Source organism: Streptomyces capoamus, assembly GCF_014654935.1.
In the GTDB taxonomy this organism is placed as follows: Bacteria; Actinomycetota; Actinomycetes; order Streptomycetales; family Streptomycetaceae; genus Streptomyces; species Streptomyces capoamus.
On record NZ_BNBF01000017.1, the window covers coordinates 39,722 to 52,425 of the forward strand.

The 12,704-nt window shown below is 72.8% G+C and carries 10 protein-coding genes; 3 read left to right on the forward strand and 7 right to left on the reverse strand.

Annotated features, from left to right (window positions below; all coding sequences use genetic code 11):
* Positions 1-90: 90 nt before the first annotated feature.
* From IE312_RS24730 to IE312_RS24745, 4 genes are all read right to left on the reverse strand, one after another.
* A complete protein-coding gene (locus IE312_RS24730) occupies positions 91-930 on the reverse strand; it encodes a lysozyme (RefSeq protein ID WP_189984528.1) in 840 nt (279 codons plus the stop codon).
* An 84-nt stretch (positions 931-1,014) separates the two neighbouring features.
* The gene (locus IE312_RS24735) at positions 1,015-2,868 is read right to left on the reverse strand and encodes a M1 family aminopeptidase (protein ID WP_189984529.1); all 1,854 of its coding nucleotides are present in this window, start codon (positions 2,866-2,868) and stop codon (positions 1,015-1,017) included.
* A 250-nt stretch (positions 2,869-3,118) separates the two neighbouring features.
* The gene (locus tag IE312_RS24740; protein ID WP_189984530.1) at positions 3,119-3,772 is read right to left on the reverse strand and encodes a maltokinase N-terminal cap-like domain-containing protein; all 654 of its coding nucleotides are present in this window, start codon (positions 3,770-3,772) and stop codon (positions 3,119-3,121) included.
* A 171-nt stretch (positions 3,773-3,943) separates the two neighbouring features.
* Complete coding sequence (locus IE312_RS24745) at positions 3,944-5,560, reverse strand: adenosine deaminase family protein (RefSeq protein ID WP_189984531.1); 1,617 nt, start codon at positions 5,558-5,560, stop codon at positions 3,944-3,946.
* Between the two features lie 301 nt (positions 5,561-5,861).
* Between IE312_RS24745 and IE312_RS24750 the strand changes: the two genes are divergently transcribed.
* A complete protein-coding gene (locus IE312_RS24750; protein ID WP_189984532.1) occupies positions 5,862-6,134 on the forward strand; it encodes a DUF5133 domain-containing protein in 273 nt (90 codons plus the stop codon).
* A 163-nt stretch (positions 6,135-6,297) separates the two neighbouring features.
* Positions 6,298-7,215 (forward strand): SGNH/GDSL hydrolase family protein, encoded by a 918-nt coding sequence (locus tag IE312_RS24755; protein WP_189984533.1) that lies wholly within the window; start codon positions 6,298-6,300, stop codon positions 7,213-7,215.
* Between the two features lie 51 nt (positions 7,216-7,266).
* Here the strand turns inward: IE312_RS24755 and pgm are convergent, their stop codons facing one another.
* From pgm to IE312_RS24770, 3 genes are all read right to left on the reverse strand, one after another.
* Complete coding sequence (pgm, locus tag IE312_RS24760; protein ID WP_189984534.1) at positions 7,267-8,907, reverse strand: phosphoglucomutase (alpha-D-glucose-1,6-bisphosphate-dependent); 1,641 nt, start codon at positions 8,905-8,907, stop codon at positions 7,267-7,269.
* 158 nt (positions 8,908-9,065) lie between these two features.
* The gene (locus IE312_RS24765; RefSeq protein ID WP_189984535.1) at positions 9,066-9,902 is read right to left on the reverse strand and encodes a chitosanase; all 837 of its coding nucleotides are present in this window, start codon (positions 9,900-9,902) and stop codon (positions 9,066-9,068) included.
* Between the two features lie 142 nt (positions 9,903-10,044).
* On the reverse strand, positions 10,045-11,574 hold the full coding sequence (locus IE312_RS24770) for an MFS transporter (protein WP_370467597.1): 1,530 nt from the start codon (positions 11,572-11,574) through the stop codon (positions 10,045-10,047).
* Positions 11,575-11,776: 202 nt separating this feature from the next.
* Between IE312_RS24770 and mgrA the strand changes: the two genes are divergently transcribed.
* A partial coding sequence (gene mgrA, locus IE312_RS24775; RefSeq protein ID WP_229900399.1) for an L-glyceraldehyde 3-phosphate reductase occupies positions 11,777-12,704 on the forward strand: 928 nt, incomplete at its 3' end.

A 12,704-nucleotide genomic window follows, 5' to 3' on the forward strand; every position in this document is an offset into this window, starting at 1 on the left:
CAGCTGGCCGCCTCGGCCGCCTGACTGCGGCCCCCATACTCGGCACTGGTCCCCGGCGCCCGCGCACCGCCGGTCTCCGCCGCCCGGCGCTCAGCCGGTGGCGAACTCCCGCAGCCGGTCCGTGGAGCCGTTGAAGCGGTCGTGGTCGCCGACCGTGGCGCCGCTGGAGGTGTACTGCCACATCGTGTACGACGTCCAGCCCGGCGGCAGCGGCCCCGCCGTGGCGGCGTAGCGCGCGATCCAGAGCGGGTTGGTGGCGCCGAAGCCGTCGTAGCCGCCGGTGCACTCGGTCCACCAGCTGGTGGCGGTGTAGATGACGGCGTCCCGCCCGGTACGGGACCGGTAGCGGTCGAGGAAGTCGCGGATCCAGGTGACCATCCCGCTCGCGGACTTACCGTAGCAGGCGTCGCCGTAGGGGTTCCACTCGATGTCGAGGGCGCCGGGGAGGGTCTTGCCGTCGTCGGACCAGCCGCCGCCGTGCTCCACGAACCAGTCGGCCTGCGCGGCGCCGCCGGCGGTGTCCGGGGTCGCGAAGTGGTAGGCGCCGCGGACCATCCCGGTGTCGTACGAACCGTTGTACTGCTGGGTGAAGTAGGGATTGGTGTAGGAGGTCCCCTCCGTGGCCTTGGTGTAGGCCCATCGGGTGCCGCTGTTCCACAGCGTCTGCCAGTCGACGTCGAGCTGGTGGCTGGAGACGTCCACGCCCTCGGTCTGGGTGGCGCGGTCGTCCGGGGGCAGGGTGCCGGTGTCGCCGTCGTGGGCGAGGACGCCGATGCCCATGTAGGCGCTGCCGCGCGGGGGTGCGCCCCCGGCCGGCGCGGGCGCGGCCGGGGGGCTGGACAGGAATACGAGGAGGCCGGTCAGGGCGCCGGTGAGGCACAGGCGGGACCGGCCGCGGAAACAGGCCATGGGGCTTCGCACATGCTCCATCTGACCCGGGGTCGGAGCGTTCCGCACTCCGGGTACCGCCCAACGAAGGCCTCCGCGGCCGGTGTGTGACCCGTCCGGGTGCTTCTAGTTCTCGATGCGGTGCTGCGTCCAGAAGGAGGTCAGGTCCGTGCTCGTGGCGGCCTGGGCCGCCGCCTTGAACTCGGCGGTGGTGGACACCCCGTACCAGTGGGCGCCCGCGTAGTCCTTCAGCAGCTTGGCCATGGCGGTGTCCCCGAGGACGCGCCGCAGGTCGTGCAGGGCGCACTTGCCGTAGCCGTAGACGACGGTGGAGTACCGGGAGGAGTGCGCGTCCCAGTACGCCATCGAATTGGTGATCTTTTCGGCGCTGGAGGCCCACGAAACGCTGTTCCAGCAGCCGGTGCCGGTCTTGCCCTGGGCGAGGTCGGTGGCGTAGTCGGTGAACGCCTCGTCCAGCCAGGGGCTGTTGTACTCGTCGTCGCCGACGATGCCGTACCACCACTGGTGGGCGATCTCATGGGTGAGCGCGGTGGTGCTGACCAGGTCCAGGACGAAGCCGGGGTACTCCATGCCGCCGAACCAGTAGTTGTTGTCGATGACCGCGTCCAGCTCGCCGTACGGGTAGGCGCCGAACCGGGCGGCGTGGGCGTCGACCGCGCTCTTCGCGGTGCTGAGCATCGACTGCGCGCTGGTGGAGCTGATCCCCGAGACGGAGTACACGTTCACCGCGACGCCGGTGGCCGAGGTACCGGAGATCTTGGTGAAGGGCCCGGCGGCCCAGGCGAAGTCGCGGACCTTCGACGCGGTGGCCGTGGTGACCGTGCGGCCGCTGGAACCGGGGGTGTCCGTGGACGTGCCGGTGGCCGGGACCAGCAGGCTGCTGGGGTGGTCGAGGGTGACCTTGAAGTCGGCGGCGAGGGAGTAGAACGACTCGCCGTTGTTGGTGTACGGGTCCAGGTGCCAGCCCGCGCCGTCGCGGACGGCCAGGACGGGCAGCGCGTTGCCGAGGAAGCTGAACGCGCCGTCGTGGCCGAAGCGGTCGGCGCCGCTGGGCACGGTGATGCCCAGGTCGAAGCCGATGGTGGCGCTCTGGCCCGGGGCGAGCGGCGCGGGCAGGTCGACCTTCAGGGCGGTGCAGGCGACGGAGAGGGCGCCCGCGGTGCCGCCGGTGACGTTGCCGACCCGGACCGGCATCGCGTCGCAGCTGCCGTGGTAGTTGTCCCACAGCCTGAGGTAGACCTCGCCGAGCGCGGTGGCGGACGCGTTGGTGAAGGTGACGCTCTCGTGCCCGGTCCACACCGTGCCGCTCGTGTCGCTGCTCAGGTTCACGGTGTACGAGGGCGTGGCCGGCGTCCGCGTGGGGTCGGTGGACGGCGGTGTGGTGCCGTCGGCGGTGTCGAGGGCGATGTCGTCCAGGACGAAGCTCGTCTGGAGGCTGGAGTCCTCGGTGCCGGTGAAGGAGAGGTTCACGGTCTGGCCCGCGAACGAGGACACGTCGACCGTCTTCTTCACGTACCCGGTGTTCTCGTCCAGGTTGGAGTAGGTGGCCAGCGTCGTGCCGCCGAGCTTGGCCGTGAGCTTGTCGTAGGCGGTCGACGAGGTCGTCTCGGCGGTGTCGATGTGCAGCCAGAAGCTGAGGGTGGCGGTGGCGCACCCGGAGGGGATCGTCACGCTCTGGGCGAGGCTGTCGGTGCGGGTGCTGCCGACGCCGTCCAGCCAGGCGTACGAGCCGCCGCCGTGGGCGCTCTGCCCGGAGCGACTGGTGATCACGGTGGAGGAGGACGCGGTCCACGGTGAAGTACCGCTCTCGAAACCGCCGTTGGCGACCACCTGGGCCGGATTGCAGGCTGCGGCCGCGGCCGGTCCGGCGGCGGCGGGGGTGCCGGGGAGCACGAGGGCGGCCACCGCTGCGACGGTGAGCGCACCGGCGCCTAGGGCCTTGTGGGGGATCGGTCTCACACGCTACTCCTTCGTGGCGGCCGGGATTCCGGCCTGCTCTGGGCCGCCTGGCCGGCCGGGGTGCGCCGGGACGGCCGCGTACGGGCTTGCGCGATCGCGGTACCGGGGAGCCGTCGCCGCCCCCACGGGGGGTCAGGAGCGGCGACTGCCGAAAGAGTGACAGATTTGACCCGTCCATGCCAGGTCGGCACAGCGGTGTGTGCCGGGCGCACGGAGGGTGCCCGCCGGGGCGACGGCGGGCACCCTCCGGTCAGGCGGTGCGCAGCGTCATGACGACCGCGCGCAGCCGGGTGCCGTCCGGGCCCGGCCAACCGGTCGCGACGTGCCCGAGGGCGTCCCGGGGCGGCAACGGCGGGTTCCCGGCGACGGGCGTGAGGACCCGGTGGACGTGCAGGACCGCCTCCGGCGCCACGGGGAGCCGGGTGCCGTGCTCGTCGTCGGCCGGCTCGGGAGTGAACCGGGCCTCGCCGAGCGGGGCGGCGCACGAGCGGGTCACCTCGTGGTCGGGGGTGTCCGAGACGCTCTGGGCCATCGCCTGCGCCCTGCCCTCGATCAGGGCCAGCAACTCGGTGACCAGCACCGGGTCGTGGAAGCCGTCGTAGGCCCAGCGCCTGCCCAGCACCCCGTGCTCCATGGTGCCGACCAGGGCGTGTTCGGCCCCCTCCAGCGGCGCCCCGCGATAGGTGAGGGGCGCGAGGTAGGCGGTCCGCTCGGACCCCGCCGTGTCGGTGGCCACGATGAACTCGATGCCGACCTCGCCCTCGGGGTCGTCCAGCCGGAACCCGCCGGACCTCTCCAGCACGGGCGCGCCCGAACCGCCGCGGAACCAGGGGCGGGTGGGCAGCCAGTCGGTGAGCAGGTCGACTTTGGTGGGCTGCAGGGTGGTGTGGTGAATGACGGCCATGCGACGGGTGCCTCCCCTGGGTACGGACGCGGACCCTGTTCACCCTTCCACAACCTCCAGGCGGCCCGGACACGGACGCCCGGGCACCGCCACGCCACCTGCACCCGGCGCGCCGACGCACCGGCGCACCGGCGCACCGGCGCACCGACGGCTCGACGGCTCGACGGCCCGTCAGCCCGCGTGTGTCCGCTCGAAGGCGGCGAAGGCGGACTCCTGACGCCATTCCAGGCGGGCCCTGGCGCTCCGGGCGAGCAGGTGGCGGCAGGCCGCGCCGCGCACGGGCAGGCCCGGGTGCTCGCTCCGGCAGGCCTCGACCGGCCGGTAGCCCGTGGTGGTGGGGTGGTCCTGCCACAGGCTCTCACCGGGCAGGAAGGCGTACTCCAGGGAGGCGCGGGCCAGGTCCTTCAGCTCGGGGTAGCGCAGTCCGTAGGCGGCGGCCGCGTACTGGTACTCGTGGCTGATGTCGGTCCGGGAGACCCCGGGGTCGTCCGTGGCGAGAACCACGGGGACGCCGTAGCGGCGATAGGTGCCGAAGGGGTGGTCGGTACCCTTGACGCCGAGGATCTGGGCGTTGCTGGAGAACGGCACCTCCACGGCCACCTGGCGGGTCGCCATGGTGCGGGCGGTGCGCTGCCAGCCGTCCTCGTGGACGAGGTCGACGCCGTGTCCGACGCGCTCGGCACGGGCGACGTCCACCGCCTGCCTGATGTGGGACTTCAGGTCCTCGCGCTTGACCAGCCCCGGCCACAGCTCGCCCGCGTGCAGGCTGACGTGCGCCTCGGGGTACTGGGTGCGCAGGTAGCCGACCATGCGCATCTGCAGGCCGTAGTTGCGCAGCGAGCTGTCCCAGTCCTCCGGCTGCACGAGGTTCACGGCCACGAACCGCGGGTCGGCCTCGGCCAGCCGCATGCCGAGGGCCAGCTGGGTGAAGACCCGCTCCGGCGCACTGCTCCGGGACGCCTGGGAGATCCAGCGGACGGTGAGGCCGCAGCCGGGCCGGGAGCGCGGGGTGCCGCAGTGCTCGGCGGCGCGGAACTCGGCGTCGCCCTCGTCGGCCTCCCTGCGGGCCTCGGCGACCAGCCTGTCGAGCTTGCCGTCCGCGACCAGCCTGCGGTGCAGCGCGGCGAGGTCGTCGTCCCAGCCCACCTCGGCGGCGAGGTTCTTCGCGCCCTCGGAGGCGGGGCTGACCATCGTCTCCAGGTACAGCTGGTTCTCGCGTACGGCCGTGTCGGCGACCTCGGCGAGCAGCTTGCCCCGGTGCCGCCAGGTGACCTCGCCGAACTTGCCGAAGGTGTCGAAGAAGTGGTCGTGCCCGTTCTCGCCGGGCGGCAGGTCCTGCATGGACCAGGCGCGCACCAGCGCGTCGTGGAAGGCGCGGTCGGTGCGGGCGTCGGCGGCGGGCCGGGTGCCCGCGCCGCAGGGCGGGGCGAGGGCGGTCAGCGTCGCGGTGTCGACGCACAGGCCGTCCTCGGCGGCCAGCTCGATCAGGTATTCCGTGGACACCGCGCCGGAGAGGTGGTTGTGCAGGTCGCCGCCCTTGGGCAGCTCCCGGAAGAACGCGCGCAGGGCCGCCGGGCGGTCACGCAGGGAGCGCAGGAGGGCGTCCGTGCGCGCCTCCGCCGCGGTGGCCTGCCGGGGCGGCGGCGCGGCGGGCCGGTGGTCCGGCGGCGCCGGCTGGGCGGCGGCGGGCAGGGCGGCCACCAGGGACAGGACACTGAGGGTGCCGAGTGCGGCCGGAACGGCACGGCGGCTCAGGGCACTTCGACGTTGCAGACTCACAGCACGCATGATCACGGAAAGATCACGGCGGTGTCCCCCGAACCGGGCGCGTACCGGCCGGAGAGCACCCGACCGGGTGACACGGCGGCGCACCACGGCAGCACCCCTGCGCCCGGCGCCGCCCCCTCGCGGTCCGGCCGAGGCCGGCGCCGAGCAGTATCCCGGTGAGGAACCCCGTCGCGGTGGCGTCGGAGGTGACGGCACCGTGGACGTCCGGTCGGCACGGGAAGACGGCGGGCATGTACGCCGGTACGGGGGGTATTCGCGCTGCGACTTCGTACATCGGCGACCCAACTGGGAGGCGGATCGCATGCTCATGGCACATCCCGCGGTGCTGCAGGACCTCATCGCTCAGTACGAGGCCCTGATCCTGCTCGGGGCCGAGGACAGCACACCGCAGGCCCGCCAGCGGCTCGCTGACATCACCTACACGCTGTGCGTGGCCACCGGCACCCGGGACATCGACATGGCGCTGATCGCCGCCCGGCACCGTCTGTCCGGGGCCCGGCCGGAGGACGACTCGCTGCTCCAGGAGCCGCAGCCCCGGACGCCCGCGCCGGCCGAGCAGGCGCCCGCGGCCTGAACCGGACCCCACGCCCGGGCCGTTGCCCGCCCCTCCCCCTCAACTCGTCGCCTCCCGCTTCTGGTCGACGGGACCTACCGGACGGTATACAGACCCGGTCGACCACGCGCGGACCGCTCCACGGCACCGCCGCGCGTTGCAGCGGAGTCGAGGGGGAGGCGTCATGGCGAAGGACACGCGTGCGGCGGGCAGGACGGGAGGCCGGCGGCGGACCGCCGTGCTCGGGGCGGCACTGGGCGGCTGCGTCCTCGTCGCCGCCGGCACGGTACCGTCCGCGGCACAGCCCGGCGGACCGGGCCGCACCACCGCCTACGTGGCGCTCGGCGACTCCTACACCTCGGGGCCCGGCATACCCCGGCAGGTGGACACCGCCTGCGGACGCTCGGACCGCAACTACCCCTCGCTCGTGGCCGCCCGCCCGCGGGTGACCGCGTTCACGGACGTGAGCTGCGGCGGGGCCACCACCGCCGAGATGTGGCGGGCCCAGGGCACGAATCCGCCCCAGCTCGACGCGCTGGACCGGCACACGGACCTGGTGACGCTGCAGATCGGCGGCAACGACGTCGGCTTCGGCACCGTCATCGGCACCTGTGCCCGCCTCGCCGCCCAGGACCCGGCGGGCAACCCCTGCGAACGCTCCTACCGTGCCTCCGGCCTCGACGAGCTGGCCGTCGCCGTCGTGCGGACCGCGCCGAAGGTGGACCGGGTGCTGCGGGCCGTGCACGCCCGGGCGCCGCACGCCCGGGTGGTCGTGGTCGGCTACCCGGACCTGCTGCCCGACGACGGCAGCGGCTGCTTCCCGCAGGTACCGTTCGCGCAGGGCGACTTCCCCTACCTGCGGGACACCGAGAAGCGGCTGAACCTGATGCTGCGCCTGGTGGCCGCCGTGAATCACGCCGCCTACGTGGACACCTACGGCCCCACGGTGGGCCACGACATGTGCAAGGCGCCCGAGGACCGCTGGATCGAGCCGCTGCAGCCGGCCTCCCCCGCCGCTCCCGCGCACCCCAACGCCCGGGGCGAAGCCGCCATGGCGCAGGCCGTGCTGGACCGCCTGGACCGGGGACGCGGTCGGAACTGAGCCGGCTGCGGCGGGGCGGCCCCCTGGTCCCGGGGGGCCGCCCCGCCCCGTTCAGCCGCCGAGCGCCCCCAGCACCACCGCCTGGGCCTCCTCCTGCACCCGGGCGAGGTGGTCGGCGCCGAGGAAGGACTCGGCGTACACCTTGTAGACGTCCTCGGTCCCCGAGGGCCGGGCGGCGAACCAGGCGTTCTCGGTGGTGACCTTGATGCCGCCGATCGCGGCGCCGTTGCCGGGCGCCTCGGTGAGCACGGCCGTGACCGCCTCCCCGGCCAGCGTGTCCGCGGTGACCTGCGCCGGCGACAACTTGCCGAGCAGGGCCTTCTGTTCACGGGTGGCGGGCGCGTCGATGCGGGCGTAGGCGGGGGCCCCGAAGCGGGCGGTCAGCTCGGCGTAGTGCTCCGAGGGCGTCCGGTCGGTGACGGCCGTGATCTCGGAGGCGAGCAGGGCGAGGATGATGCCGTCCTTGTCGGTGGTCCACACCGAGCCGTCCCGGCGCAGGAAGGAGGCGCCGGCCGACTCCTCGCCGCCGAATCCCAGCTCTCCGCCGGCCAGTCCGTCCACGAACCACTTGAACCCGACCGGCACCTCGACCAGCCGTCGGCCGAGGTCGGCGGCGACCCGGTCGATCATCGAGGACGAGACGAGGGTCTTGCCGACGCCCGCGGCGGCGGACCACCGGTCGCGGTGCCGGTAGAGGTAGGAGATGGCGACCGCGAGGTAGTGGTTGGGGTTCATCAGGCCCGCGTCCGGGGTGACGATGCCGTGCCGGTCGGCGTCGGCGTCGTTGCCGGTGGCGATGCGGAAGCGGTCGCGCTGCTCGATCAGGGAGGCCATCGCGTACGGGGAGGAGCAGTCCATGCGGATCTGGCCGTCCCAGTCCAGCGTCATGAACCGCCAGGTGGGGTCGGTGTGCGGGTTGACCACCGTCAGGTCGATGCCGTGCTGTTCGGCGATCCGGCCCCAGTAGGCGACGGAGGCGCCGCCGAGCGGGTCGGCGCCGATGCGCACACCGGCCGCGCGGACGGCGTCCAGGTCGAGGACGCCGGGCAGGTCGTCGACGTACGTGCCGAGGAAGTCGTAGCGCCGGGTGGTCTCCGCGGCGAGCGCGCGGGCGTACGGCAGCCGGCGCACGTCCTTCAGGCCGCCGGTGATGATCTGGTTGGCGCGGTCCTGGATCCAGGAGGTGGCGTCGGAGGCCGCCGGGCCGCCGCTCGGCGGGTTGTACTTGAAGCCGCCGTCGGCCGGCGGGTTGTGCGACGGGGTGACGACCACGCCGTCGGCGAGGCCGGCGGTGCGGCCCCGGTTGTACGTGAGGATGGCGTGCGAGACGGCGGGGGTGGGCGTGTAGCCGTCCGCGCTGTCGATGAGCACGGTGACGCCGTTGGCGGCGAACACCTCCAGCGCGGTGGCCCGCGCGGGCTCGGACAGTGCGTGGGTGTCGGCGCCCAGGAAGAGGGGCCCGTCGGTGCCCCGGACCGCCCGGTACTCGCAGATGGCCTGGCTGGTGGCGGCGATGTGGTCCTCGTTGAAGGCGCTCGCCAGGGACGAGCCGCGGTGCCCCGAGGTGCCGAACGCCACCCGCTGTCCCGGGTCGGCCGGGTCGGGGTGCAGCGTGTAGTACGCCGTGACCAGCCGGGCCACGTCGACGAGGTCCTCGGGACCGGCCGGCCGGCCGGCGCGCTCGTGGGGCATGAGTAGGGTTCCTCCGCATCGGTGGGACGGTTCGTTCACCGCCCATCTTTCCCCCGAGCGGCGGGCCATGCGAGTGCGCCACCAGCCGGAACGCGCCGGGGCGGACGCGCCCGGCGCGTCGCGCCCGTCGGCCCCGGTCCCTCGGCCGCGCCGGGCGGTCAGCCGATGTGGTAGGCGTCCCCGTAGACCTTCCAGTCGAGCGGGGTGTTCAGGTCGAGGTTGCCCTTGCGCAGGAAGACCCGCTGCTCGGTGTCGACGCGGCTGGTGTCGCTGTGCGCCTCCTCCTGTTTCATGGCCCACACCCGGGCGTCCAGGAAGGCGTTGAGGTACGTCGTCTCGCTGCCGCCCTGCGCCGGCGGCTGGGCGTTGCGCAGGGCCCGCTTGCGGATGTTGCGGAAGCTGGTCGGGTCGTCGCCGTCGCCGTGCATGACGAGGGCGTCGTAGTAGATGAACTGGCCCAGCGCGCGCAGTCCGTCGGTCCGGCCCCGGGCGACGGCGGGGTTGAAGTAGACGCGGTCGCGTTCGTCGTTCTGGGCCTGCTGGAAGGCGGTGTCCTGGGCGGCCTTGCGCCAGTCGCCGGGGTAGTCGGGGTCGAGGCCCGCGTGCGAGTCGGTGCCGTTGACCCGGCGCAGGGCGGGGAGGTACTTGGCGAGGACGTTGCCGGGCTTGCGGTCGGTGTAGAGCTGGACGAGGTCGAGCATGTCTCCGGTGCCGGAGCAGAAGCCGATGATGCCCGCCGTGTAGCCGCGTCCGTCGCCGATGTCCTCGATGTACTTGTACTGGGCCTTCCAGTCGAGCGAGGAGTTCTCCGCGCTCGACACCAGCTTCATGGCGATCTCCTTCTTCGCCGGGTCGTCCAGGCCCGGGGCCGCGGCGGAGGCGGAGCCGGTCCGGGAGACGGCGAACAGGACGCCGGAGCCGACGGCGCCGAGCGCGGCGACGACGGCCCGGCGGGAGGGGCGGGCGGGGGTTTTCTCGCGGTCTGCGTTCACCACAGGGTGCTCCAAGGGGCAGTGGGGGGTGGGGAGTCGGTCCGGGCCGCGTACTGGTAGGAAAGTTTCCTATCAAACGCATCCCGGACCGGTAACCCGGCAGGCGAGAAGTTCGTAGGATCGAACAACCCCCCGTGCGGCCGGCTCAGCCGTGCCGCACCCGCTCCTCGGCGGAGGCGTACAGCTCCTTCGAGGTGGAGATCAGCTCGCGCATCTCCTCCCGGGAACCCACCATCGGCTGCGAGCCCTTGAGCGGGACCTGGGCGCTCTCGGGCAGGAACCGGACGGTGAGCAGCCCGATGACGCCGGCCAGCATCAGATAGTACGCGGGCATGAGATCGTCGCCGGTGGCCTCCACCAGGGCGGCGGTGACCAGCGGGGTGGTGCCTCCGAACGCGGCGACGGCGAAGTTGAAGCCGATGCCCATGGCCGCGTAGCGCACGGCGGTCGGGAAGAGGGCGGGCAGGGTGGCCGCGCTGGGCGCGGCGAAGCAGGCCAGCAGGGTGGCCAGGACCAGCACCCCGAGGATCGGCGGCCAGGTGCCGTCCGCCTTGATCAGCAGGGAGGCGGGGACGGCGAGCACGATCATCGCCGCGGCGGCGACGGCGTACAGCGGCCGCCTGCCCACCCGGTCGCTCAGCCGGCCGAGGAAGGTGATCAGGACGACGATCCACACCATGCCGACCAGCACCAGCAGGTCCGCGGAGCCGCTGGAGCGGTGCAGGGTCTCGGTCTGATAGGTCGGCAGGTAGCCGGTCACCATGTAGTTCGTGACGTTGTACAGCAGCACCAGGCCCATGCAGACCAGCAGGGCCGGCCAGTGGTTGCGGACGATCTCCTTGAACTCGCCGCCCGCCGACTCCTGCGCCAGGGCCTTCTCGTGGTCGTCCAGCTGCTGCTGGAAGGCCGGCGACTCCTCCAGCTTCATCCGCATGTACAGGCCGATCACACCGAGCGGTCCGGCGATCAGGAACGGCACCCGCCAGCCCCAGGAGAGCATCTGGTCGTCCGTCAGGGCCAGGTTCAACGCGGTGACCAGCGCCGAGCCGAGGGCGTAACCGACGAAGGTGCCGAAGTCGAGCCAGCTGGAGAGGAAGCCGCGCCGGCGGTCCGGGGAGTACTCGGCGACGAAGGTGGTCGCACCGCCGTACTCGCCGCCGGTGGAGAAGCCCTGGACCATGCGGGCCAGCAGGAGCAGCACCGGGGCGGCGATGCCGATCGTGGCGTAACCGGGGATGACGCCGATCGCGAAGGTGCCCAGCGCCATCATGATCATCGTGGTGGCGAGCACCTTCTGCCGGCCGATCCGGTCGCCGAGCGGTCCGAACACCAGACCGCCGAGGGGCCGCACGACGAAGGCGGCGGCGAAAGTCGCGAACGAGGAGATGACCTGCGCGGCCGGCGAGGCGCCCGGGAAGAAGACCTTGCCGATGGTGGCGGCGAGGTAGCTGTAGACGCCGAAGTCGAACCACTCCATGCAGTTGCCGAGCGCCGAGGCGCCGACGGCCCGCTTGAGCAGGGGCGGCTCGACGACTTGGACGTCGTCCGCGCCGAAGGCCCCGCGGTTGCGGCGCAGCCTGCGGGTCAGCTCCTCGCGGACCTGACGCGGCAGCCGTGCCGCCGCCCCCCACACCCCTGGGCCGCCCGGGGCCCGTTCCTCGCCACCCGACGTCACACCGCTCACGAGCGCCTCCCTTCCGAAGCCTTGCTGATCACCGCTTGCCCGCCCGCCCGATTCAGAAACGGAACCGTTGAATCCGATCCGGAACGGCGGTTGGACTTGGCCCGGCGCCAGGACGCAGGGTGGACGGGCCCCCGCGCGCCCGCGGGGACGCCCCTGCACACCACCCGCCCGCACATCTCCCGGAGAACACCCGATGACCTACGTCGCCGACCCCGCTCGCTATGAGGGCACCATGCGCTACCGGCGCACCGGCCGTTCCGGACTGGACCTGCCGGTGCTGTCGCTGGGCTACTGGCACAACTTCGGCGACGACCGCCCGTTCGAGACCCAGCGCGAGATCGCGCTGCGCGCCTTCGACCTCGGGATCACCCACCACGACCTGGCGAACAACTACGGCCCGCCGTACGGCGCGGCGGAGCTGAACTTCGGCCGGCTGCTGAAGAAGGACCTGGCGCCCTACCGGGACGAACTGGTGATCTCCACCAAGGCCGGCTGGGACATGTGGCCGGGCCCCTACGGGCAGGGCGGCGGCTCCCGCAAGTACCTGCTGGCCTCGCTGGACCAGTCGCTCGACCGGATGGGCGTGGACTACGTCGACATCTTCTACTCCCACCGGCTGGACGCGAGCACGCCGCTGGAGGAGACCATGGGCGCGCTCGACACCGCCGTCCGCCAGGGCAAGGCCCTGTACGTCGGGATCTCCTCCTACGACGCCGAGCGCACCCGGCAGGCCGCCGCGATCCTGCGGGACCTCGGCACCCCGCTGCTGATCCACCAGCCGTCGTACAGCATGCTCAACCGCTGGATCGAGACCGAGGGTCTGCTGGACACGGCCCAGGAGGAGGGTTTCGGGGTCATCGGCTTCACGGCGCTCGCCCAGGGGCTGCTCACCGGACGCTACCTGGACGGCGTCCCGCAGGATTCCCGGGCGGCGCGGGGATCCTCGCTGGACACCTCCTGGCTGACGGACGACCTGCGGGACCGGCTGCGCGCCCTGAACGGCATCGCGGCCCGGCGCGGACAGACCCTCGCCCAGCTGGCGCTGGCCTGGGCGCTGCGGGACGAGCGGGTCACCTCGCTCGTCATCGGCGCCTCCCGGGTCGAGCAGCTGGAGCAGAACG